This is a genomic window from Kribbella swartbergensis, assembly GCF_054784135.1.
In genome coordinates, this window is record NZ_BAAGPM010000034.1 from 22,810 (window position 1) to 45,817 (window position 23,008).

The following is a 23,008-nucleotide window of genomic DNA, read 5'->3' on the forward strand; positions in this document are numbered from 1 at the left end:
CATGACTATTGCTCATTGGGTGGTTGGGGACGGGCCGGCGGTGTTGCTGGTGCACGCCGGAGTGGCGGATGCGCGGATGTGGGCTCGGCAGGTGGATGAGCTGAGCAAGGACCACCGGGTGATCACGGTCGATCTCCGCGGGTACGGCGAGACGCCGCTGGAGCCGGGGGCGAAGTACTCCGACGCGGGGGACGTCCTCGCGGTGCTGGACGAGTTGGGCGTGGAGACGGTCGAGGCCGTCGGAGCGTCGTACGGCGGCTACGTCGTCCAGCAGGTCGCGAGCCGGCAGCCGGAGCGGTTCAGCAGGCTGGTGCTGATCTGTGCGCCGACCGACGGGGTGGAGCCGACCGCGGACATCCGGGCGGTCTGGGCCGAGGAGGGACGGTCGCTCGAGGCCGACGACGTCGACGGTGCCACCGACCTCATCGTGCGGAGCTGGCTCGGCCCCGAGGCGGACGACCACGCCAAGGTCCTCCTGCGCACCATGCAAAGGCGCGCCTTCGAGCTGCAGCTCGCGGCCGGGGACGTCGACAACGAGGAGTACGCCGTCGAGCCGGAGAAGATCAGCGCGCCCGTGCGACTGATCACGGGCGCACATGACTTCGAGTGGTTCCGCAACTGCGCGGCCTACCTGGCCGACCGGCTTCCCAACGTCGAACGCGTCGACCTGCCCTGGGCCGGCCACCTGCCGACCCTCGAACGCCCCACCGAGGCGATGGGTCTGATTCGTTAGTCCGCGAGGGCGCCCATCGGGTCCCAGGCTGGCAGCACGATCGGCTCGTCGTCGAGGCGGGCCTGGAGCTCGGCCGGCAGCGCTGAGCGCCGTACGGCGACCTCGAAGACGTGCTCGCCGAACCACGAGTCGTTCATGGTCCAGAAGCCGTTGTCCGCCTTCTCGTCGCCCCAGCTGTTCTCCACCCGCCAGCGGCGCGGCTTGCCGTCCACCACGTCGACGCCGGTGAACAGCATCGCGTGCGTCATCAGCGTCTCGTGGTGCAGCAGCCGCTCGGCCTTGTCCAGGGTGAACTCGGCGTCGTAGACCGAGCCGTAGTCGTACAGCTTGGCGTCCCAGTAGCCGAGGTCGGCGTTCATCTGCTTGCCGACGTCGCAGCCGAACCAGACCGGCTCACCGCCGACGATCGCGTCCTGGGTGAGCTGCTTCATCAGTTCGATGTCGACGTTCAGGTACACCACCGGCGGCGCGTCGATGACGTTGCCGAGGTAGTCGACGGTGAAGGTCTTGCCGACCGGGCTGGACTCACGCGGGTCGTGCACCAGGCAGACGTACTCCTCCAGCGGCAACTGGACGTACCGCGCGGCGAACTCGGCCGGCGTCATCCAGCCGTCGCGGTGGAACTCCTTCTCGTTGTCCTTCCACTGCCACAGGAACTTCTGCGGCGGCGTGCCGAGGTGGATGCTCAGCACCCGGTGCACGGTGGTCAGGATCTCCTGCTTGCGGTCGCGCCGCGCCTCGACGGTGTCCAGTGCCCGCAGGTCGCGGGCGCCCTGGCGGAGCAGCTTGCGCAGGACGTCGTTCATCTGCGCGGTCGCCGAGGAGCTGTCGGTCTCCGGCATCGCCGACTTCGGCACCAGGCCGTGCTTGCGGACCAGCGCGACGAACATGTTCCACTGGCCGCCGTCACCGATCGGGTCGGACAGCAGGTGCGCCACGGTCCGGTCGTCGACGTCCCGGCCGGCGGTCTCGATGATCGCCTCCAGGAAGAAGTTCGAACGCTCGAACTTGTCCCAGAACAGCAGGTAGTTCTGGGAGAACTCGAAGTCCTTGACGCCGAGCTTCTCGGCCGCGCCGACGCGGAGCAGGTTCAGCCCGGCGAACAGCCAGCAGCGGCCGCTCTTCTTCTGGTTCGTCACCTTCCAGTCGTCGAGCAGATGCGACACCGAATGGTCGATCGAGGTGACGACCTGGCGGTCGAGGGCGATGGCGTTGACCGGCGTCTGCGTGACGGCGTTCTGCATCACCCGGTACTGCGGGTTCGACACGAACTCCTTCTCGAAGAGCGCGAGCTGTTCGGCAGTGAGATTCCGCTCCATAGCACTCGACGGTATAACAGCCGCCAAGCCCGCACCGCCCCCGCCGGGGTGGCGCATTCAGTCGAGCAGGCCGCGCTGGTAGGCCTTCACCAGGGACCGAGGGACGCGGAGTTGCCTGCCGTTCACCGTGATCGGCACCAGGTCGACCGGGGTCGCCTTCCACTGGGCCCGGCGGTGGCGGGTGTTCGAGCGTGACATCTTGCGTTTCGGAACGGCCATTTGGTCTCCTCCTGAGTGTCAGCCGCTATGCTAAATGAAAACGACATTCAACAACAAAGGACACCCGACCATGGCCCGACGCCCGGCGCCGACCGGCAAGCGCAAGCCGAAGCAGAACCCGCTCGACCGCGACGGCATCACCTACATCGACTACAAGGACACCGCGCTGCTGCGGAAGTTCATCTCCGACCGGGGCAAGATCCGCTCCCGCCGGGTCACCGGGCTGAGCGTCCAGCAGCAGAAGCAGGTCGCCCGCGCCATCAAGAACGCCCGCGAGATGGCCCTCCTCCCCTACACGTCCGCCAACCGCTAGGTCAGTGCCAGAAGACGGCGATCCCGGCGTTCAGCAGGGTGAGACCGCCGATGGCGAAGAGGACACCGCGGCTGATCGCGGGCCGCTTGCGGTAGGCGAGGACCAGCCCGGTGATCACCAGGACGACGACCAGCTTGACGGCGATCTTGGTGTTGTCGACGGTGAAGTCGTCGTCCTCGACCCCGGACGCGATCCCGACCAGCAGGACGCCGGTGACCAGTTGGGTCAGCGCACCGTGCAGCATCGCGGCGTTGACCACCGGCGCCTGCGACTTCAGCTGGGTGAAGAACCCACCGAACAGCGCGGCGAACCCGACCAGGTGCAGCAGCGTGAGTACGTCGTGCAGGAAATCCATGCCCACACCTTAGAGGCCCCGACCGACGGCGAGCTCGTTGCCATCGGCACCAGTCACCCCCGGCCACGTCCCGACTCCAGTCACCGAGCCCGTCGGGTCGCGGTCCGCGGCCGTCACGGTCGAGGGTTGATCCGCTGCCAGCGCTTCCCGAGGTCCCCGGCACGGCGGCCTGCCACGGACGCACAGCGACGGCACTGGCTGACGACGCGGTCGGCGGCGCCGCCCGTCTCCACGAAGGTGTCGGCCCATTCGACGCCCGCGAACCTGTACAGGCGGGCACGACTGAGGGGCAACCCGCACACCGTCTGGTTGAGCCCTTGTTCCCAGGCGTGCACTTCCCCCGCGGGGAGTCGTACGCCGTGCTCGTCTCGCCACTCGCCGGTGGCCGCCACGACGTACCGCCGACGTTTCGCCATGGCGCCCCGGTGCCCGGCCGCGGCCCGTGCACACCTGCCGGCGTACGGCGGTTCAGACCAGGCGGCGGTCCGTGGCCCAGCGGGTGAGTTCGTGGCGGTTGGACAGCTGGAGCTTGCGCAGCACCGACGACACGTGGGTCTCGACGGTCTTCACCGAGATGAACAGCTCTCGGGCGACTTCCTTGTACGCGTAGCCGCGCGCGATCAGCCGCAGTACCTCACGCTCGCGCTGCGACAACCGGTCCAGGTCCTCGTCCACCGAGGCGATGTCGATCGCCCCCGAGAAGGCGTCCAGCACGAACCCGGCCAGCCGCGGTGAGAACACCGCGTCGCCGTCGGCGACCCGGCCGATCGCGTCCACCAGCTCGGTGCCGCTGATGTTCTTGGTGACGTAGCCGCGGGCACCGGCCCGGATCACGCCGATCACGTCCTCGGCCGCGTCCGACACCGACAGCGCCAGGAACTTCACGTCCGGATGCCGCTGGTGCACCTGCTTCATCACCTCGGTGCCACCGCCGCCGGGCAGGTGGACGTCGAGCAGTACGACGTCGGGCTCGGTCGCGACGATCGCCTTCACCGCGCTCTCGACGTCGGACCCTTCCCCGACGATGTCGACCGCGGCGCCGATCTCGCTGCGCACCCCGGCCCGGAACATGTCGTGGTCGTCGACGACGACAACGCGCCTCTGGCTCATCTGTCCATCTCCAGTCGCACTTCGGTCCCTGTCTCCGGATCGGACCGCACCGTTGCGCGGCCGCCGTGCCGTTCCATTCTGCCCAACACACTGTGCCGCAGGCCGAGCCGATCGTCCGGCACGCCGTCGACGTCGAATCCCTTGCCGCGGTCCCGGACGAAGATCTCCGCCCGGTCCCCGTCCACCTCGACGAACACGTCGATCTTGGCCGCACCGGAGTGCTTGGCCGCGTTCACCATCGACTCGCGCGCGGCCCGGACCATCGAGGACAGCGGTTCGGTCAGGTCACAGTCGCCGACCGTCACCACCTCGACCGGTACGCCGTGGGAGTCCTCGACCTCGGCCGCGGCCCGCTTGATCGCACCGGCCAGCGTCTGGTCGGTGTTGTCGTCCTCGTCGTACAACCAGGACCGCAACTCGCGCTCCTGCGAACGGGCCAGCCGCGCCACCGCGCGCGGGTCGTTCGCCTGCTTCTGGATCAGCGCCAGCGTCTGCAGCACCGAGTCGTGCAGGTGCGCGGCCATGTCGGCCCGCTCCTGCGACCGGATCCGCTCGGCCCGCTCCGTGTTCAGGTCCCGGGTCAGCCGGTGCACCCACGGCCCGGCGATCACGCCGAGACCGACCACGGCGAGCAGCAGCGCGACCAGTACGTCGCCGACCATCGAGAGCCGGCCGTTCTGGACCAGGAACACGGTGACCGCGGTCCCCAGCAGGATCAGGCCGACGGCGATCCGGACCAGCGACTTCCAGCCGCCCTTGCCGAGCACCAGCCCGAGGATGGGAACCCGGACCGAGTTCGCCCACTCGGTCTTCTGGCTCTCGTCCGCCTGCCGCCAGATCAGCGCCAGACCGGTGCCGGCGAACACCAGCGGCCAGAACATCTTCCCGGCGATGCCCAGCCCGGCGACCTGCAGCAGGAGCAGTACGCCGACGCCGACGACCACCAGGGCCGTCACCTGCCCGCGGCTCTTGTCCTTCTTCTGCTCCTTGGCCTCGGTCACCGGCTGCGGCGGCGGCTGGTCGGTGCGGAGTCCGCCCCGGGTATGCGCCGCCAGCCCGGGCGCGGCCGGCACGGTCGGAGTGGCCAGCGGCATCAGGAACCAGAGCGCGGCATAGATCAGTACGCCGAACCCGCCGAACACCGTGGTGGCGATCAGCACGAGTCGCACGATCGTGTCGGACACGCCGAGGTGATCCGCCACACCGCCCGCGACCCCGGCGACCACTCGTCCCTCGGTACGGCGGTAGGCCCGGCGGACCGGTGGCAGCTCGGAGCCCGGGCCGGGCTGAGGGCCGTACGGGGGCTGGTGGCCGGGCTGAGCGCCGTACGGCGGCTGGTGGCCCGGCTGACCGGCGTACGGCGCGTAGGGGCCTTGGTACTGCCTGGGACCCTGGGGACCCCAGCCCTTGTACTGCCACTGCCCCTGGTCATCCTGGCCGTGCGGGGACCCGGGAGGGGTCCCTGGCGTGGAGGACCCGCCCGTGGGCGCGGCTGCGGCTGGCTGGTTCATCCCCACGATCGTCACACGCGGACAGGGCCGACACCAGCAGGCTTGTCCCTAGCCGTCTCCTCACCGCCTGCCCGGCAGGCTCAGGGTCGTACCGGGGAGAACCCCGAGCGGGCCGGTCCCCTGCAGTGACCCCGGGGTCGCGAGAGGGGGATCCCCGATGTTGCCGGGCCGGGAGCGGGGAGAGTATCGATGGCATGGAGCAGAACTCGACGGGACCCGGTGGGTTCGACCGCGGCGGCCTGCAGAACGTGCAGAGCTGGAAGCGCAGCCGGTCGGACCGGATGGTGGCCGGCGTCTGCGGCGGTATCGGCCGCGCGCTGAACATCGACCCGGTGCTGGTCCGCGTGGTGATGGCGGTGCTCATCCTCAGCGGTCCGGGGGTCATCTTCTACATCGCCGCCTGGGTGCTGATGCCCGACGAGGGCAGTTCACGCTCCGCGGCGCAGGGTCTGCTCGGCGACCGGGTTCGCCCGGACCACCCGTGGCTGTGGCCGATCGTGATCGGCGCCTGCGTGTTCTTCGCGATCGCGATGATGTCGTCGTTCGACTTCGGCCGGTTCGTGCCCGGGCCGCTGATCGTGCTCGCGGTGATCTGGGTCGTCGCCGTCCACCGCAAGAACCGCAAGCGCGCCCGGAGCGCCGACCAGGGCTGGTCCGGTCAGCAGTGGACCGGCTCCGGCCAGTACGGCCAACCGGGTCAGCCCGCGCAGACGCCGCCCGCAGCGCAGACCACCGCGCCGATGGGTCAGCCGGCGACCTCGGCGTACGTGCCTCCTCAGACCGGCCCGTCAGCTCCCCCGGCGGGTCCGTCGTCCTCGGCCACACAGCGACCCCAGGACCGCACCGTCGAACCGGTCCAGCCTGTGTGGACCGAGGACGACCCTCTCGGCTTGTACGTCGACGAGCCGGCGACCGCGCCACCCCCGGCGACCGCCAGGTCCGCCGAACCACCGGCCAAGGGCATGCGCGGGGTCAAGTCGATCGTCGTCCTCCTGACCGGCGCCGCGATCGCGATCGCCTGGGCGGCGGGCGCGGCGACCTCGACGATGCTGATCGTCGGACTGGCGACGCTGGGCACCGGGATGCTGCTCGGCGGTTTCGTCGGCCGGACCCTGGGGCTGCTGCCGCTCGGCATTCTGCTCGCGGCCGGTGCCGTGGCGAGCACCGTGTTCCCGGAAGTGCCGCGCAACGTCGCCGACGTCAACTACACCGCGACCGCCACCGACACCATCACCGCGACCAGCACGAACTACCAGTTCGACGCCGGGGCGGCGAAACTTGACCTGACCAAGGCCACCTTCGCACCGGGCGCCCGGGTCGAGGTGCACGGCGGCGTCGGCGAGGTCGTCATCAAGCTGCCGCAGAACGTCGACGTCGAGGGCCAACTGTCCGCCGAGATGGGCGAACTCGTCTGGCAGAACGAGCACAAAGGCGGCCACAACGCCGAACTGACCATCAAGGACCTAGGCACCGACGCCAAACCCGGCCCCCAATCCGTCACCCTGGACCTAGACCTCAAACTCGGCAGCATCAGAGTGGAGCGCGGATGAAGCAGCAGTCGAAGCCGGATGTTCCCGGGATTATTGCTGGGACCGTTCTGACTGGCGGCGCCACTATTTGGATGCTTACTGAGAACGGCGTCCTGCAACCCGACGACCTGGGTGTGAGCAGTGCGCTTCTGCTGGTGGCTGCCGGCATCGTGGGGCTGGCTGCCACCCACCGCAGCTGACCTGCCCGGGCCCGTACTGCAGCCGACCGCTGTGCGTAAGTCGGTGGACCGGCGCCTGGGGGTTGTCTAGGGTCGGGGGCGTGTCGAGTCCGGAGGCGAGCAGACCGTAGCCACCGGCTGTCCGGTGGCTGAACTGCTCCGGACTGCCGGCGATGCCGGCCGCGCGCTCGAGTGAGTCGCGGCTCGTCCCGCGGCAGACTCGACCTGCCGCATCCATCGACGTGGTTGCGGAGTTCCCCCATGCCTTTCGTGCTGTACCTGCTCGGCCTGGCCGTGTTCGCCCAGGCGACCTCGGAGTTCATGCTCTCCGGCCTCGGTCCGGACATCGCCCGCGACCTGGGCGTCTCGATCCCGGCCGCGGGCTGGCTCACCTCGGCGTTCGCCGCCGGCATGATCGTCGGCGCACCGGCGATCGCCGTCCTCGGCGCCCGCTGGCCGCGCCGCCGTACGCTTCTGGTCACGCTGACCGTCTTCCTGGTCGTCCATGTGATCGGCGCCGTCACCACCAGCTTCACGATCCTGCTGATCACCCGGGTGCTCGCCGCCCTCGCCAACGCCGGCTTCCTGGCGATCGCCCTCGCCACGGCCACGACCCTGGTCCGGCCCGACGCGAAGGGACGCGCGACCTCCGTCCTGCTCGGCGGTACGACGCTCGCCTGCATCGCCGGCGTACCGGGCGGCGCTCTCCTCGGCCAGCACCTCGGCTGGCGGTCGGCGTTCTGGGCGGTCGCGATCATCTCGTTCCCGGCGCTGATCGCGATCGTGCGCGCGATCCCCGCCACGCGCACCACGGGTCCGGCCACGGCCGGCGGACTACGGATCGGGAAACGCCTGGTACTGCTGCTGATCCTGGGCGCATTGGTGAATGGGGCAACGTTCTGCTCGTTCACCTACCTGGCGCCGGTGCTGACCGAGGTGACCGGTTTCGGCGCCGGCTGGGTTCCGGCGATGCTCGCACTGTTCGGCCTCGGTTCGTTCGCCGGTGTCACCGCGGCCGGCCGGTACGCCGACCGCCGCGGCACCCGCCTAGTTCTTGTTGCCGGTGGCATCTTGTTGCTCGGCTGGTGCGCGTTCGCGCTGACCGCGGCCGTGCCCGCCGCGACCGTCGTACTGGTCTTCTGCCAAGGCCTGTTGTCGTTCGCGGTCGGCTCGACGCTGATCTCGTACGCGCTCTACGCCGGCTCGACCTCACCTGTACTCGCCGGCGGCCTCGCCACCGCGTCCCTCAACGTCGGCGCTGCCCTCGGGCCCGCCCTCGGCGGAGTCGCGATCACCGTGACCGGCTACCGCGCCCCATTGTGGGTCAGCGCCCTCTTGGTGGGTACGGCGTTCTGCCTGGCGTCAACCGCTCACCTCTGGGACCGGCGTGCGGATCGCCGGGACACGTAGAGCCGCATCTTCTCCGACGTACCGCAGTCCTCCATCGAGCACCAGCGCCGGCTGCCGTTCTTCGACTGATCGACGAACAACCACGGGCAGCCGGCGCACCGCTTGATCCGAAGCGCCCGCGGCCCGGTCAGCAAGTCGTACGCCGCGTGCGCCACCGGCCACAGCGGTGACTCCGGCTCGTCGAACCGCCACGACGGCCGGAGATCCACCAACTCCATCCGCTCGATCGCGGTGCGTACGAACGGCCGCAGGTCCGCCCACCCTTCGAGCGGCCCTGCGGGTCGCGGGGCGGTGGTGGGTGCGCGGCGCGTGCCGCCGGCTGCCGAGGCATCGACGACGCTGCCGGCGGCGCGGTTGATTGCCTCGCGCAACGAGTGCGCCCGGCTCACCACGGCGGCCGCGCGGCGACCCGGGGCGGCCTGGAGCAGGCGGTCGGCCTCGTGCTCGGCGAGGAGGGACATCCGGAGCGACCACCACAACAGTGCGTGATAGTCGGCGATGTGGTCGTGGCGCTCGGGGCCAAGGGGGTCGTCGACCGTGTTGGCGAAATCGAGCGCGAGGTCACCCGCGACGACCGGGAGCACCCGGATGCCGTCCGGTAACTGGACTGTTTCCATCAAAATGCATTTTACCAGTTTGCTCGCGGGCGCGCCGGGCACTGTTTCCGGCATGAGCGATTTGACTGGAAACACCCCGGCGCGGGCCGGCGGCTGGGCGATCGTCTGTGTCGCTCAGTTCGTGGTGGTGCTCGACGCCACGATCGTCACGATGGCGCTGCCCGCGATCGACGACGAACTCGGGTTCGGCCCGGTCGGCCTGCTGTGGGTCTTCACGGCGTACACGGTCGCCCTCGCCGGCCTGCTCGTCCTCGGCGGGCGGGCGGCCGACCTGGCCGGTCCGCGACTGATGTTCCGCGTCGGCCTCGTCGCGTTCACCGCCGCATCGCTGGCCTGCGCGGTGGCCTGGTCGCCGGCCACCCTGATCGGCTCACGCCTGGTGCAAGGCCTCGGCGCCGCTCTCCTCGCACCGGCCGCCCTGGCTGCGCTCTCCGACTCGCTGCCGCCTGACGCCGCCAAACGCGCACTCGGCTGGTGGACCGCCGCCGGAGCGGCCGGCGGCGCGAGCGGCTGGGTGGTGGGCGGCGTACTCACGCAACTCGGCGGCTGGCGCTGGGTCTTCGCGGTCAACGTGCCGATCGGACTGGTCGCACTGCTCTTCAGCCTGCGGGTCCTTCCCGGTCGCGGCCGCAGGACGCCTGTTCGCACCCTCGATCTGCCCGGCGCCTGCCTCGTCACCGCAGGCATCGCACTCACCGCCATCGGCCTGTCGGAGATCGCTCACGACCCGACCGGGCCGCGGGGCTGGGCGGCATTGGCCGGGGCGGCACCGCTGCTTGTCCTGTTCACACGTGTCGAGCGGCGGTCACCACAGCCGCTCGTCCCCGGCGCCTTCGCGCGCACCCCCGGCGTACTCGGTGGCAACCTCACCGCGGCCGCGGTGACGGCGTCCACCAGTCCACCCATGATCACCGCGGCCCTGTATGTCCAGGACCAACTGCCACCCGCACAGGCCGGCCTGATCTTCCCGGCGTTCAACCTCGCCGTCATCGGCGGCTCGCTGGCCGGTCCGCGCGCCGCCCTGCGCAACGGCACACGCCGGATGCTGATCATCGGCTTCACCGGCATCGCCGCCGGCGTCGCCCTCCTGCTGCTCCTCCCGGCGGACGGCGTACCGCTCGCGCTCCTGCTCACCGCCTTCACCGTGATGGGCCTCAGCCTGGGACTCGCCTCGGTCTCCTCGACCACGGCCGGTACGGCGGAAGTCGTCGAGGGCGAACGTGGCGTCGCCGCGGGCGTACTCACGTCGTCCGCCCAGCTCGGCGCCACGCTCGGCCTGGCTCTGTGCGCGCCTGTCACCGCGGCCGCGGACCGGATGACCGGCTACCGGCTCGGCTTCCTCATCGGCGTCGTCGTCGCGTTCCTCGGCGCCGCGGCGGCCCTCACGGTGCCCCGGGCGGTACGGCGTACCGCGGCCGATCTCGGTTAGGCTTTGTCACGTCGACGACCGCGGTCGTCAGGTCGTAGGTCAGTACCCGAGGGGTCCGGGTGAAGCGGGTCCCGTGGTCACAGGAGTTCCGATGGTGCGCGGCACCGTGAAGTGGTTCAACGCCGACAAGGGCTACGGTTTCCTCGCCGTCGAGGGCGAGGACGACGTGTTCGTCCACTGGAGCAAGATCGTCTCCGACGGCTACAAGACCCTGGAGGACGGCCAGCAGGTCGAGTTCGAGATCGTCGACGGCCCCAAGGGTCGCGAAGCCGACGCCGTCACCCCGCTCTGACCCGCGGCGCCCGGCCCGGGTCATCGGTTGCCCGAGGCGCGCGTCGTACCCGGGTTTCCGGACTGCACCGGGCGGCTGCGAACGGTAACCTGTCGTCTCACCGTGTGAGGGGTTGGGACGTGACAGAGCCGGTACCCGTGATCCGCAAGCTCGAGCAGGCGCTCGCCGACGACGACTTCAACTGGTCGCTGCTGCTCGTCGGCGAGGACCAGACCGACAAGCTCGCGACCCTCACCGGCGACCTGCGCGGCCCGTTCTCGAAGACCGGCGACGGCAAGCAGATCACCTCCGGTTTCTCCTACTGGGGCATCGGCCCGACGATCGCCTGGGCGAACGCGACCAACGACCCGTTCTACCTGGTGATGAAGGCCGGCGCGGAGTCGTTCCTGCGGCACTGGCGCAAGGTCCGCCCGCACGTCGACAAGGGCGGCTTCCACCTGGTCAGCCTCGGCGTCGGCACCGGCGTCAAGGATCGCACCATCCTCGGCGACATGCGCCGGCACAACCCGGACATGTACTACGTCCCGGTCGACATGAGCTCGGAGATGCTCCGGATGGGCACGCTGGAGCCGGTCCGGGGCGTCCGGTTCCCGATGTCGCAGGTGCTGCCGGTGCAACTCGACTTCTCCATCGCCGACAACATGGACGAGCTCGGCCAGATGCTGTCCCGGCTGATCGGTGACGAGCCGATCCTGTTCACACTGACCGGCAACACGCTGGCGAACTTCGACAGCGACGAGGAACTGCTCCGGATCATCACCCGCGTACTGCGGCCGCAGGACCGGCTGCTGCTCGAGGTGGCCAGCACCAGCAGCCTGGACGAGGAGGCGGCGAAGGCGGCCGCCGACGAGTACCACCAGACCCGGGCGTTCGCCGAGTTCGTCACCAGCGCGCTGCGGTACAACACCGACCTGAAGATCGACAACGACCGGATCGACTTCCGCGGCGAGGTGGAGAACGACGACGCCCTGCTGGTGAAGATCGTCTGGCAGAACAACACCGGCGAGCCGATCGTGATGGGTCTGCCGGACCACACCGAGGTGGTGCTCGAGCCGGAGGACACGATCCTGCTCTACACCACCCGCAAGTTCTCCACCGAGCGGCTGAAGAAGCTGACCGCGGCCTGTGACCTGACCGCGATCGAGCACGCCCACTCCGGTTTCCGGTACACCCGCAAGCCGAGCCCGTTCGGCCTGGACCTGCTCCTGCTGGCTCCTGGCAGCGCGGAGGACACCACCGCCCGCACCCTGGCTGACGACATCTGGTCCACATGACCTCAGCCGGTACGCCGACCGACCAGCCTGATCCCGGAGTACGGCGGGCCCGGCTGCGGGTGCTGGCGCGGTTGCGGCAACTGCGGCGGGTGCTGCCGCTGGTGGACAGTCGCTGGGCGGCGTACCGCCGTACGGTCGTCTCCGTCGTCAGCTACGGGTTGCTCGGGTTGGCGTTCGTGCTGGGCGTGATCTGGTTCCTGTGGCCCGAGAACTCGCGGTGGGAGCCGGCCGTCAACTCGCTGACGCTGGTCGCCGGGCTGACCGGCATCTTCGTCGAACGGCTCACCGCGGAGGCGGAGCGCCGTACGGAGGTACTGCGCGCTGTCGCCGACGAGCTCCGCGAGAACACCAGACTCCTGAACGACGAGCGCTTCTCCCCGAAGGCACCCACCACCCGGCAGGTGTACCCGCGGCTCGTCGTCTCCGCGGTCGACCTGGCGCTCGTCTCCGGCGCGCTCGGTCGGCACCGCGACGCGGAGCTCGTCGGGCTGCTGCACCGCTGGCGCGACACCGTGCACCTGTTCAACCGCCGCCTCGACCTGACGGAGATCAGCACGTTCTCCAACACCATCTCGCCGGCCGAGCTGGCCGCCTTCCACCGCGCCCTGCACCGCGAGAACAGCTACTTCGCGGCCACCCGTGACATGCTGGACAACCTGCTTGCCCGGCTGCCACCTGCGTAACGGCCGTGGCCGAAAGGCTGCCCCGCTGCCAGAAGCGGCAAAAACCGCCGAGTGGTTGACTTCACCACACCTCCAAGGCTTACTTTCGGACAGGACCGTAAATAGGTCGTCCACCGGAGGCTTCGCATGCGATCAGCCCGCTCGCTCATCGCGGTGGCACTCGCCGCCCTGCTCGTCACCACCCTGACCACTCCCGCCGACGCCGGAGAGCTCCCGATGGCCCAAGCCGGCCCCACGACGGCAACCCTCGTATCCCTCGGTACGCCGCTGTCCGACGTACTCCTGATCGGCGGCACCGTCGCGCCGGGCCCGAACGGCAAGACCGCGATCTGGAACGTCTCCACCGGCAAACCGGCGTACCTGAACGCGATCGACCCGGCGACCGGCGCCAGCCTGCTCTCCGCGCCGCTGCCCGGGGCCGACGGCAGCTATGCCGTGGCCGCGACATCCGACGGCACCATCTACGCCGGCACGTACAACAACGGCCACCTGTATCGCTGGAGGCCCGGATCGGGGAACACCGTCGAGGACCTCGGCCGCCCGATCGCGAGCGAGTCGTTCATCTGGCGGATCACCACCGACGAACAGGGCAATGTGTACGGCGGCACGTTCCCGAACGGCAAGGTGTTCCGCTACGACCACGCGACCGGCGCGGTCCGCGACTACGGCCAGGTCAAGGCCGGCCAGCCGTACGTCAAGAGCATCGACTACTGGAACGGCAAGGTCTACACCGGTTCATTGCCCGACGCGCACATCATGGAGCTCGACGTCGCATCCGGCGCGATCACCGAGCTGCCGTCGCCACCCGGACTCGGCGATCCCACCGACAAGGTCGTCTATGACCTGAACACGCGCGCCGGCCGGGTCTACGCCCGGATCAGCACCGCGTTCCCCGGCCCGATGTACGTCTGGGACATCGCGACGCGCACCTGGGTGGACGAGATCCCGAACGCGCACGGCCTGGACATCTCCCCGGTCGGCGACAACGGCGAGATCTACCTGATCCAGGCCAGTGAGCTGAAGAAGTACGACCCGGCCACGAAGACGCTGACCGGGACCGGTCTCACCTTCACCGGCCGGATCCAGAACACCCGCTCGATCGGCTGGGCCGAGCTCGGCCTGCCCGACTACCCGGGCATGAGCATTGTCGGCACGCTGTGGCGCGGCGAGGAGTTCCGGTACAACCCGCAGACCGGCAAGTCGGAGATCTTCCAGACCCAGGTACGGCGGGAGCCGATCGAGATCCTGTCCGTGGCCGGCGGCAAGGACAAGATCTACGCCGGCGGATTCCTGAACGGCGGGGTGTCGGTCGTCGACCCGGCCACCGGTGCCGCCACCTTCAACCGGTTCTCGCAGGTCGAGGCGCTGCTGGAGGGCAAGGACGGCAAGCTGTGGATCGGTGCCTACCCGGACGCGCGGCTGTACTCGTACGACCTGAGCCAGCCGTGGAGCAGCCCGGAGTACTCCCCCGGCCCACCCGGTACGCCGGACAACCCCAAGCAGGTGCTCAACCTCAAACCGGAGCTGTTCCAGACCCGTGCCCGGGCACTCGTGGAGGTGAACGGCAAGATCGCGGTCGGCACGGTCCCCGACGGCGACCGGCTCGGCGGTGCGCTCGTCATCTACGACCCGAAGACCGGTACAGCGCAGAAGTTCCGCAACGTCGTCCAGGACGAGAGCGTGTTCGGCCTGACCGCCCGCGACGGCACCGTGTACGGCGGTACGTCGATCGTCGGCGGCCTCGCCACCACGCCACCGACCCGGACCGAGGGCACCGTCTTCGCCTGGGACGTGAAGCGCTCCCGCAAGCTGTGGGAGACCGTGCCCGTGCCCGGCGCGATCACCGTGTCGTCGGTGACGTTCGGTCCGGACGGGCTGCTCTGGGGCGTGGCCGGCAAGACCGTCTTCGCGATGGATCCCCACCGCGGCACGGTGCTCAAGTCGTATGTACTCGGTACGACGTCGTCCAGCGGAGACATCGTCGCCACCGGTGAGGCGGTGTACGTGAGCATCGATCTGAACAAGATCTTCCGGATCGCACCGGGCAAGGCGCCGACGCTCCTGGTCGAGAAGGCGCACCGCCGGCTGGGCGTCCGGAACGACCGCCAGTTGCTGCTGACATACGGTGCCGAGCTGTTCCGAGTTGATCTCAGCCGTTGACACCGGAAATTCCACCCAGCTACTTTCGGTCCTGACCGTTATTCCGGACCCTGACTTCCGGACACCCAGGGGGTGCGATGAAATCCACCGTCCGCCGCATCGCGGCACCGATCACGGCGCTCGTGCTGGCCGCCGCGCTGAGTTCCTGCGGAGGCGACTCCGGCTCCGCACAGGAGGAGAAGAAGACAGTCACGCTCTGGATGTACCCGGTGATCGGCGACCAGGCGGCCAACGACGCGTACTGGCAGAAGGTCGAGAAGGACTTCGAGACCGCCAACTCCGACGTCGACCTCAAGATCGAGGCGCAGACGTGGGACAAGCGCGACGAGAAGCTCGCCGCCGCGTTCGCCGGCAAGAAGGGGCCGGACGTCGTCCTGCAGATCCCCGACCAACTGCCGCAGTACGTCAGGAACGGCTCGTTCGAGCCGGTCGACGACGTGGTCGAGCCGGAGAAGGACAAGTTCCTGCCGGCCGCGATCCCCGGCCTGACCGTCGACGGCAAGGTCTACGCCGCGCCGATCTACCACACCGTCACCACGGCGATGTACAACAAGACGATCCTCGACAAGGCAGGGATCACCAAGCCGCCGGAGACCTGGGCGGAGATCAAGGCGGCGGCGCCGAAGATCAAGGCGGCCGGCTTCTCGACGCTGGACTACTCCGCGTCGCCGGAGGCCTCGCTGAACCTCAACTTCTACCCGCTGCTGTGGCAGGCCGGCGGCAAGGTGTTCAACGACGACGGCAAGACCGTCGCGTTCAACCAGGGGCCCGGTCTCGAGGCGCTGACCTTCCTGAAGGAGCTGTACGACCAGGGCGCGATCCCGAAGAGTGCCCTGAGCAACGGCAACCTGGTCGCCGACCAGCCGTTCGGCAAGGGCCAGGTGGCGATGGCCTTCACGAGTACGCCGGCCTACGCCAAGACGGTGGCGGCGACCTGGGGGGCCGCCAACGTCATCATCGGCAAACCGCTGACCGGCCAGAAGCAGGTCGGTTTCGGCCTACCCGGCGGGCTGGCGGTCAACGCCGCCTCGGAGAACGTCGACGCGGCGAAGAAGTTCCTGTCGTTCATGATCCAGCCCGCGCAGGTGGAGGGGCTCAGCAAGGCGTCGGGCTTCTTCAGTCCCCGTACCGACGTGAAGGCGCCGGACACCGACCCGAACGCGCCGAAGTTCGCCGACGCCCTGCAGTACGCCGTACCGGGTGAGCCGAACGCCTCCGCCCGCCAGGTGATGTCGCTGCTGAGCGTTCAGATCCAGGCCGTGCTGACCGGTAAGAAGGCGCCGCAGCAGGCGCTCGACGACGCCGCGAAGCAGGCCGACGACCTCCTGTCGAGACAGCGTTGACCGAGGCCGGACAAGCGCCGGACACGGCCACGGGCCGGGCGGAACCCGTGGCCGGCGAGCCGGCGCCCACCACCTCCCGCTTCCGCCGCACCCCCCGCTCCACCCCCGGCTCCGGCTCGGGCTCGGGTTCCGGCTCGGGTTCCGGCTCGGGCTCGGGCTCGGGCACGGGTACCGGCTCAGGCTCGGGTACCGGCTCCGGCTCGGGAGCCGGGCGGGGTTCTGGGCAGGGGTTCAGGTCGCGGCTTCCGTTGCTGCGATCCGCGCCGCTCGCGGGGCGGCGCGGGTCGCTCCGGCGCCCGTGGGTCGGGCTGCTGTTCGTCGCCCCGATGCTCGCCCTGTTCCTGCTGTTCCGGTTCGTCCCGGTGGTGGGCGCCGTACTGCTCTCCCTCACCGACTACCGGCTCAGCGGACGCTGGTCCTTCGTTGCGCTCGACAACTACACGCGACTGCTCCAGGACAACCTGTTCCACCAGGCGCTGGTCGTCACCCTCACCTACACGGTGATCTTCGTCCCGATGACGGTGCTGCTGTCGCTCGGCACCGCCGTCCTGCTGCACCAGGTGGTCTGGCGGCGAGGCTTCTTCCGCGGCGTCTTCTTCCTGCCGTACGTGACCAGCATCGTGCTGGCCGCGGTGATCTGGAAGTGGATCTACGACGCCCAGGACGGCCTGATCAACTCCGTGCTCGGGCTGATCTCGATCGGGCCGATCGACTTCCTCGCCGAGTCCAACCTGGTGCTGCCGTCGATCGCGGTGACATCGGCCTGGAAGGGATTCGGCTACTCGATGCTGATCCTGCTCGCCGGGTTGCAGGCGGTGCCGCGTTCGTACCTGGAGGCCGCGATGATCGACGGCGCGTCCACCTGGCAGCGGTTCCGCCACATCACGTTGCCGCAGTTGCGCCCGGTGCTGTTCTTCGTGCTGGTGATCGAGACGATCGGGGCGTTCCAGGTCTTCGACGCGATGTACGTGATGACCGGCGGCGGCCCGGTGCGCTCCAGCTACTCGCTCGTCTACTTCCTGTACGACAGCGGTTTCAAGTACTTCGACTTCGGCTATGCCAGCGCGATCGGCCTGGTGCTGTTCGCGATCGTGCTGATCGTCTCGCTGGTGCAGCGACGGCTGGTCGGGAGGGACGACTGATGGTGAACCTGCTCGAACGACCGAGCCCGCAGGACACGGCACCGCCGCCGAAGACCGAGCAGCACCCGGTCGCACGGCTCACGCTGCCGACGCTGCTGACGCTGACCGCGATCGTCACCATCGTGCCGTTCGCGGCGATGGTGCTGGTCGCGTTCGCGCCGCCGAGCGGCCGGACGTTCCCGGACGCGCTCGACCCGACCCGGTTCACCCTCGACAACTTCACCCGGGTGCTGTCGAGTTCCGACATCCCGCGCTGGGCGGTCAACTCGCTGCTGTACTCGCTGATCTCGGTGGTCTTCGTCCTGCTGTTCGCGGCGATGGCCGGGTACGCGTTCGCGAAGAAGCGGTTCCCGGGCCGGGAGATCATGTTCTGGGCCTTCCTGGCCACCTTGATGGTGCCGTTCCAGGCGACGCTGATCCCGTCGTACATCCTGGTCTCGCGGCTCGACTGGGTGGACAGTTACTGGGGACTGATCGTGCCCACGCTGGCGAACTCGCAGGCGGTGTTCCTGCTCCGGCAGTTCATCAGCCAGTTGCCGGACGAGTTGTTCGAGGCGGCCGAGATCGACGGAGCGCCGGAGTGGCGGATCTTCACCCAGATCGTGCTCCCGCTGATCCGGCCGGCGCTGGCCACCCTCGGCATCTTCGTGTTCCTGTGGCACTGGAACGACTTCCTGTGGCCGCTGGTCATCGGTCAGTCGGCCGAGATGCAAACCCTCACCGTCGGCCTCGCCACCCTGCAGACCCAGGCCGTCCCCATCAACCAGGTCATGGCCGGCGCCACCATCACGGTAGTCCCCAGCCTCCTGGTCTTCGGCCTCCTCCAACGCTACCTGACCGACAGCATCGCCATGTCCGGCCTCAAGAGCTAGGAGTGAGGAAAGCCCGCGCGTGCTCCGCAGGCGTGGCGAGGAGCGGAGCGAGGGCGGAGCGGGTGCGTGGGACGCGTGGGGATTACAACAGTTCGCCGAAGGATTCGATGGAGTGGAGGGCTTGGGTTTGGGGCATGCCGGGGGGTTGGATGCGGAGAATGATGCCGTCGGCACCCATCTGCTCGTAGTGCGCCAGCCGCTCGGCGCACTCGGCCGGGGAGCCGATGACGCTGCGGGCGGCGATGTCGTCCCAGCCCTGGCTGTAGCGGCTTGCGTCCGTCGAGGTCCGCTTCCATCCGGTGTAGGCGTCGTACAGGTCGCGCAGCGGCTCCTCCAGCGCCTGCCGCGCGTCCTGCGACGTCGGGGCGCAGAAGCCTTCCCGGCACAGGATCACGTCGCGTCCCAACGTGCCCTCGCCACTCGGGTAGGAGCGGTACTCCGCGATCTTCGACGGCAGGTCGGAGTCGAGTTCGTTGAACGACGTCGTCCACCCGTCGCACATCCGCGCGGTCCGTTCCAGTACGGCGGAGACGCGGCCGCCGTTCCACAGCCGCGGCCGTGGTGTCTGCACCGGCCGCGGCGACAGGAACGCCTCGCGGATGCTGGTGAACTTCCCGTCGTACGTCACCTCGTCCTCGGTCCACAGCCGGGTCAGCACGGTCAGGCACTCCTCGAACCGCGCGACCCGCTCGGCCTGCGTCACGCCGTACAGCGCGAACTCCTCCGGCCGGTAACCGAGCACGAACCCGGCGGTCAACCGCCCACCCGACAGTACGTCGATGTGGGCCAGCGTCTCGGCCAGTACGACGGGGTCGTAGAGCGGAGCCACGATGCCCGAGGTGGCCAGGCCGATCCGGTCGGTCTTGGCGGCCAGGTAGGCCAGCGAGGTCAGGATCTCGTGGTATCCGGGCCGGTGCAGGTGCCGCTCGCCCAGCACGATCCAGTCGAACCCGGCCTGCTCGGCCAGCCGGGCCTGCTCGACGGCGTCCTCGAGCCGCGGCCGCTCGCCGGGGGTTCCGTAGAGGTTCAGATAGAGACCCAGCCGCATCGGGGGACCACCTTCCGTTGACAGAGAGCGCTCGCGGTATTTACGGTCTTGACCGTAAGTCCTTTCTCGCCAGATTGCGACCCTGAGGAGCCGGATTTGAGTGTCGTACCGCATCCGGTCGGGGTGCCGGCCGAGACCGGCGCGGGGCCGATCAGTGCGATCAAGACCCGCGTGGTCAGCGCGCCGTACCGGCGCCCGTTCCAGATCAGCAGCGGGATCAGCACCGAACTGGTCAGCCTGGTGGTGGAGGTGCACACCGCCGACGGCGCGATCGGCATCGGTGAGACCTCGCCGATGACGGCGTACACCGGGGAGACGCTGGCCGGCGTCACCGCGGCGATCGAGGAGCATCTCGCGCCGGCGCTGATCGGCCACGACCCGCTCGACCGGGCCGGAGCCCACCTGGTGATGGACTCCGTCCTCCGCGGGCAGCACGTGGCCAAGGCAGGCCTCGACATCGCCCTGTACGACCTGGCCGGCCGGCTGAGCGGCTGGCCTGTGCACTCGCTGCTCGGCGGGAGCATCAGGGACCGTGTGCAGACCACGTGGGTGGTCGGGCTCGGCACTCTCGACGAGATGGCGGCCGAGGCGGCCGAGTACGCCGACAAGGGCTTCCGGCATCTGAAGGTGAAGGGTGGCCACGAGCCGGCCAAGGACCTCGAGTTGGTCCGGGCGGTCCGTGCAGCCATCCCTGCCGACGCTGAGCTCTGTCTCGACGCCAACGAGGGGTACGACGCTGCCACGGCGCTCCCCTTCCTGGCCAAGATGGCTGGTGCCGGGCTGACCCTGCTGGAGCAGCCGCTGCCGCGATGGGACCTGGCCGGGTTGGTCCGGCTGCGTGAGCGGCTCGACGTACGCCTGATGGTCGACGAGAGCATGCACTCGCTGCAGGACGCTCTGGAGATCGCCCGGCGGGGTGCGGCCGACGTACTGAACATCAAGATCCTCAAGGTCGGTGGACTGCACAGAGCCCTGCAGATCGCCAACGTAGCCGAGGCCGCGGGCCTGGCGGTGAAGGTAGGCTCGATGCCAGAGCTGGGCGTGGCCACCCTGGCCGCGGTCCACCTGGCCGCCGCCGTACCCGGTGCGACCGTGGCAGCCGACCTGGTCGGGCCGCTGATGGTGCACGAGGACCCGCTGGCTCCGACCGTGTTCGCCGACTGCGACGGCTGGATCGACGTACCAACGAGCCCAGGCCTCGGCCACGACGTCTGAGAGGTTCCATGTCTGATTCCGGGCACCCACTCGTCGAGCAACTCCGCGGCACTCTGCTTCCCGCCGTCGTCACCCCGATGGCCACCGACGGTGTCGTCGCGTACGACGCTCTGACCGCATACGCCGGCCGGATCGCTACCGAGCCGATCGGTGGGGTGGCTGTGTGGGCTCACACCGGTCGTGGCCTCTACCTGTCGCCTGGAGATCGCTCCAAGGTGCTGGAGACGTGGCGGCAGGCTGTAGACGTCCCCATCGTCGCTGGGGTCGGCGTACCTCGCTCTGAGCCGGTACAGACCCTGCAAGAGGCTGCAGACGCGATTGTGGCGATGGCTCTGCAGGCCGCAGCGGGCGGAGCCGATGCCGTGATGGTCTACCCCTTGGCAGCGTTGCGCGACCTGCCGGACGGGCACGCGCAAGCCGTTGCGTTGCATGAACGTGTTGCGGCCGAGAGTGGGCTGCCTCTGGTCGGCTTCTACCTGCACGGTGAGGCAGGTGGGTACCCGTACCCGCCGGAGCTCATCCGCGACCTCCTGAGCCTGGACGCCATGCTCGGGGTCAAGACGGCCACCTTGGATCGGGCCATCGGCTGCCAGGACGCCATCTGGGCCGGGCGCGGTACGGGCAAGCTGCTCATCACCGGTGAGGACCGGATGTTCGGCCCCTCCTTCATGTGGGGCGCCGACACCGCACTGGTCGGCATCGCCGCGGCTCAGGTCGAGCTGTCAGCCGCCGTACTCCGAGCCTGGACGTCTGGCGACCACACCGGCTTCCTGACCGCATCAGACCGGCTGGACCGGTTCGCCGCGGCGACCTTCTACGCACCCATCGAGGGCTACGTGCAGCGGATGCTCTGGGCCGCGGTGTGGGAGGGCCTCGTCCCCGAGGACGCGGCCCACGACCCGTACGGCCCCGACCTGCCCGCGGCCGAGCGTGACGTCGTGATCCGCTGTCTCGAGGAACTCAGCCACTATCCTGCGAGTTGAGGGCCAGACCAGAAGGAGTGCCGTGCAGATCAACCCAGCGGTGGCCTGATGGCCCTCACGGTCGGTGTCATCGGCCCGGAGGACCTGGTCCAGCGCGTGATCGCGGTCGGTCCGCCGAGCGGCGCGACCCTGCTCCCGCTGCCCTACCGCCACGAGACCGAAGCGGTCGACGTGGTCGAGCAGTCGCACGAGAAGGTGGACGCGATCCTGTTCACCGGCGTCGTCCCGTACACGATCGCCACCGGGGCCGGCGTGATCGACCGCCCGGCGATGTACGTCTCGTACGACGGCGCCACCCTGCTGCGAGCCCTGGTCGAACTGCTCCGGCTCGGCCACAACGTCACCCAGTTCTCGATCGACACGCTGCGGCGCAGTGAGGTGCTGGAGACGCTGATCGAGGCCAAACTGCCGACCGACCAGATCCAGGTGCTGCCGTACCGGCCGGGCCTGACCTCGGACGACATCGTCGCGTTCCATCGCACCGCCCGCGAGAAGCACGACACCAAGGTCGCGATCAGCTGCCTCGGCTCCGCCTTCCACCTGCTCGAGAACGAGATGCCGTCGGTCCGTCTCGCGCCGTCGCGGTACTCGATCCGCTCCACGCTGCAGGCTTTGGTTCTGACGACGACCGGCCAGCACGTCGGCGACGCCCAGGTCGCCCTCGGCGTGATCGACCTGCCCGAGCCGGACGACGCCCTCGCCGCCGACCTCATCACCCTCGGCGCCAGCCTGGCCGCGCTCCCTGACGGTCGGCACCTGGTCGTCACCACCCGCGGTGTGCTGGAGCAGGCGACCGAACAGTTCACCCGGATGCCCCTGCTCGACCACCTCGCGTCCAGGCACAGTACGGCGTACATCGGCTTCGGCGTCGGACGTACGGCGGCCGAAGCCGAAGCGCTGGCCCGTCGCGCGGTGAGCCGGGCAGCGTCGATCGGTTCGGTCGCCGGTGTGGTGTCAATGTCCGACGACGTGGAGATCGTGATCGAGCCGACCGGCGACCAACCCACCACCGCCCGCAGCGCGGAAAGCCTGCCCCTGCTGGCCCGCCGGGTCGGCCTGAACACCCAGACCCTCGCCCGGATGCGCGAACTCGTCGCCACCCTCCCCGACGGCCTCACCACCCAGGACGTCGCCGACCACCTCGCCGTCCAACTCCGCACCGCCCGCCGAGTCCTCAAACGCCTCGAACGCGCCGGACTGGCCGACCCCATAGGCTCCCAACAACACGGCCGCACCGGCCGCCCCCCAACCGTCTATCTGATCCGCCTCTAA

General features: G+C 69.3%; 24 protein-coding genes. 16 read left to right on the top strand and 8 right to left on the bottom strand.

Features of this window, described 5'->3' with window-relative positions; translation table 11 throughout:
• The first annotated feature begins 1 nt into the window (after position 1).
• The gene (locus ACYVOK_RS29215; RefSeq protein WP_460665782.1) at positions 2-733 is read left to right on the top strand and encodes an alpha/beta fold hydrolase; all 732 of its coding nucleotides are present in this window, start codon (positions 2-4) and stop codon (positions 731-733) included.
• Here the strand turns inward: ACYVOK_RS29215 and ACYVOK_RS29220 are convergent.
• Together ACYVOK_RS29220 and rpmF are read right to left on the bottom strand one after the other, a co-directional pair.
• The gene (locus tag ACYVOK_RS29220) at positions 730-2,052 is read right to left on the bottom strand and encodes a C1 family peptidase (RefSeq protein WP_460665783.1); all 1,323 of its coding nucleotides are present in this window, start codon (positions 2,050-2,052) and stop codon (positions 730-732) included. The two genes, ACYVOK_RS29215 and ACYVOK_RS29220, sit on opposite strands and share 4 nt — an antisense overlap.
• Before the next feature lie 57 nt (positions 2,053-2,109).
• Positions 2,110-2,271 (bottom strand): 50S ribosomal protein L32, encoded by a 162-nt coding sequence (rpmF, locus tag ACYVOK_RS29225; protein ID WP_460665784.1) that lies wholly within the window; start codon positions 2,269-2,271, stop codon positions 2,110-2,112.
• 70 nt (positions 2,272-2,341) lie between these two features.
• Here rpmF and rpsR point away from each other — a divergent pair, with 70 nt between their 5' ends.
• Positions 2,342-2,584 carry a 30S ribosomal protein S18 gene (gene rpsR / locus ACYVOK_RS29230; RefSeq protein WP_460665785.1) on the top strand — a complete coding sequence of 81 codons (243 nt, stop codon included), beginning with the start codon at positions 2,342-2,344 and terminating at the stop codon, positions 2,582-2,584.
• A gap of 1 nt (position 2,585) precedes the next feature.
• Here the strand turns inward: rpsR and ACYVOK_RS29235 are convergent, their stop codons facing one another.
• From ACYVOK_RS29235 to ACYVOK_RS29250, 4 genes are all read right to left on the bottom strand, one after another.
• Positions 2,586-2,939, bottom strand: coding sequence for a hypothetical protein (locus tag ACYVOK_RS29235; RefSeq protein ID WP_460665786.1), 354 nt, complete (start codon positions 2,937-2,939; stop codon positions 2,586-2,588).
• 113 nt (positions 2,940-3,052) lie between these two features.
• Complete coding sequence (locus ACYVOK_RS29240; protein ID WP_460665787.1) at positions 3,053-3,355, bottom strand: hypothetical protein; 303 nt, start codon at positions 3,353-3,355, stop codon at positions 3,053-3,055.
• A 52-nt stretch (positions 3,356-3,407) separates the two neighbouring features.
• A complete protein-coding gene (locus ACYVOK_RS29245; protein ID WP_460665788.1) occupies positions 3,408-4,049 on the bottom strand; it encodes a response regulator in 642 nt (213 codons plus the stop codon).
• On the bottom strand, positions 4,046-5,560 hold the full coding sequence (locus tag ACYVOK_RS29250) for an ATP-binding protein (protein ID WP_460665789.1): 1,515 nt from the start codon (positions 5,558-5,560) through the stop codon (positions 4,046-4,048). The genes ACYVOK_RS29245 and ACYVOK_RS29250 overlap by 4 nt, the downstream gene beginning before the upstream one ends.
• 194 nt (positions 5,561-5,754) lie before the next feature.
• Here ACYVOK_RS29250 and ACYVOK_RS29255 point away from each other — a divergent pair, with 194 nt between their 5' ends.
• From ACYVOK_RS29255 to ACYVOK_RS29265, 3 genes are all read left to right on the top strand, one after another.
• Complete coding sequence (locus ACYVOK_RS29255; RefSeq protein WP_460665790.1) at positions 5,755-7,110, top strand: PspC domain-containing protein; 1,356 nt, start codon at positions 5,755-5,757, stop codon at positions 7,108-7,110.
• Entirely contained in the window at positions 7,107-7,289 is a 183-nt protein-coding gene (locus ACYVOK_RS29260) for a hypothetical protein (RefSeq protein ID WP_460665791.1), read from the top strand. The genes ACYVOK_RS29255 and ACYVOK_RS29260 overlap by 4 nt, the downstream gene beginning before the upstream one ends.
• Positions 7,290-7,529: 240 nt before the next feature.
• On the top strand, positions 7,530-8,678 hold the full coding sequence (locus ACYVOK_RS29265) for a Cmx/CmrA family chloramphenicol efflux MFS transporter (RefSeq protein WP_460665792.1): 1,149 nt from the start codon (positions 7,530-7,532) through the stop codon (positions 8,676-8,678).
• Here the strand turns inward: ACYVOK_RS29265 and ACYVOK_RS29270 are convergent.
• Positions 8,639-9,295, bottom strand: coding sequence for a CGNR zinc finger domain-containing protein (locus tag ACYVOK_RS29270; protein WP_460665793.1), 657 nt, complete (start codon positions 9,293-9,295; stop codon positions 8,639-8,641). The two genes, ACYVOK_RS29265 and ACYVOK_RS29270, sit on opposite strands and share 40 nt — an antisense overlap.
• A 52-nt stretch (positions 9,296-9,347) precedes the next feature.
• Here ACYVOK_RS29270 and ACYVOK_RS29275 point away from each other — a divergent pair, with 52 nt between their 5' ends.
• The 8 genes from ACYVOK_RS29275 to ACYVOK_RS29310 all read left to right on the top strand — a co-directional run bounded on the left by ACYVOK_RS29275 (position 9,348) and on the right by ACYVOK_RS29310 (position 18,490).
• On the top strand, positions 9,348-10,724 hold the full coding sequence (locus tag ACYVOK_RS29275) for an MFS transporter (protein WP_460665794.1): 1,377 nt from the start codon (positions 9,348-9,350) through the stop codon (positions 10,722-10,724).
• A 91-nt stretch (positions 10,725-10,815) separates the two neighbouring features.
• Positions 10,816-11,016, top strand: coding sequence for a cold-shock protein (locus ACYVOK_RS29280; RefSeq protein WP_460665795.1), 201 nt, complete (start codon positions 10,816-10,818; stop codon positions 11,014-11,016).
• Between the two features lie 119 nt (positions 11,017-11,135).
• Positions 11,136-12,290: an L-histidine N(alpha)-methyltransferase gene (locus tag ACYVOK_RS29285; RefSeq protein ID WP_460665796.1), complete on the top strand. Its 1,155-nt coding sequence runs from the start codon at positions 11,136-11,138 to the stop codon at positions 12,288-12,290.
• Positions 12,287-12,973, top strand: coding sequence for a hypothetical protein (locus ACYVOK_RS29290; RefSeq protein ID WP_460665797.1), 687 nt, complete (start codon positions 12,287-12,289; stop codon positions 12,971-12,973). The genes ACYVOK_RS29285 and ACYVOK_RS29290 overlap by 4 nt, the downstream gene beginning before the upstream one ends.
• 126 nt (positions 12,974-13,099) lie before the next feature.
• Positions 13,100-15,133 (top strand): hypothetical protein, encoded by a 2,034-nt coding sequence (locus ACYVOK_RS29295; protein WP_460665798.1) that lies wholly within the window; start codon positions 13,100-13,102, stop codon positions 15,131-15,133.
• Between the two features lie 77 nt (positions 15,134-15,210).
• Complete coding sequence (locus ACYVOK_RS29300) at positions 15,211-16,476, top strand: sugar ABC transporter substrate-binding protein (protein WP_460665799.1); 1,266 nt, start codon at positions 15,211-15,213, stop codon at positions 16,474-16,476.
• Between the two features lie 248 nt (positions 16,477-16,724).
• Positions 16,725-17,618: a carbohydrate ABC transporter permease gene (locus tag ACYVOK_RS29305; RefSeq protein ID WP_460665800.1), complete on the top strand. Its 894-nt coding sequence runs from the start codon at positions 16,725-16,727 to the stop codon at positions 17,616-17,618.
• On the top strand, positions 17,618-18,490 hold the full coding sequence (locus ACYVOK_RS29310) for a carbohydrate ABC transporter permease (protein ID WP_460665801.1): 873 nt from the start codon (positions 17,618-17,620) through the stop codon (positions 18,488-18,490). Before ACYVOK_RS29305 ends, ACYVOK_RS29310 begins: the two co-directional genes overlap by 1 nt.
• 82 nt (positions 18,491-18,572) lie before the next feature.
• Here the strand turns inward: ACYVOK_RS29310 and ACYVOK_RS29315 are convergent, their stop codons facing one another.
• Complete coding sequence (locus ACYVOK_RS29315; protein WP_460665802.1) at positions 18,573-19,538, bottom strand: LLM class flavin-dependent oxidoreductase; 966 nt, start codon at positions 19,536-19,538, stop codon at positions 18,573-18,575.
• 96 nt (positions 19,539-19,634) lie between these two features.
• Here ACYVOK_RS29315 and ACYVOK_RS29320 point away from each other — a divergent pair, with 96 nt between their 5' ends.
• Genes ACYVOK_RS29320 through ACYVOK_RS29330 form a run of 3 tightly spaced genes read left to right on the top strand, consistent with a single transcriptional unit; the run spans position 19,635 to position 23,008 of the window.
• Complete coding sequence (locus tag ACYVOK_RS29320) at positions 19,635-20,753, top strand: mandelate racemase/muconate lactonizing enzyme family protein (protein ID WP_460665803.1); 1,119 nt, start codon at positions 19,635-19,637, stop codon at positions 20,751-20,753.
• 8 nt (positions 20,754-20,761) lie between these two features.
• The gene (locus ACYVOK_RS29325; protein WP_460665804.1) at positions 20,762-21,736 is read left to right on the top strand and encodes a dihydrodipicolinate synthase family protein; all 975 of its coding nucleotides are present in this window, start codon (positions 20,762-20,764) and stop codon (positions 21,734-21,736) included.
• 48 nt (positions 21,737-21,784) lie between these two features.
• Positions 21,785-23,008 carry a helix-turn-helix domain-containing protein gene (locus ACYVOK_RS29330; RefSeq protein ID WP_460665805.1) on the top strand — a complete coding sequence of 408 codons (1,224 nt, stop codon included), beginning with the start codon at positions 21,785-21,787 and terminating at the stop codon, positions 23,006-23,008.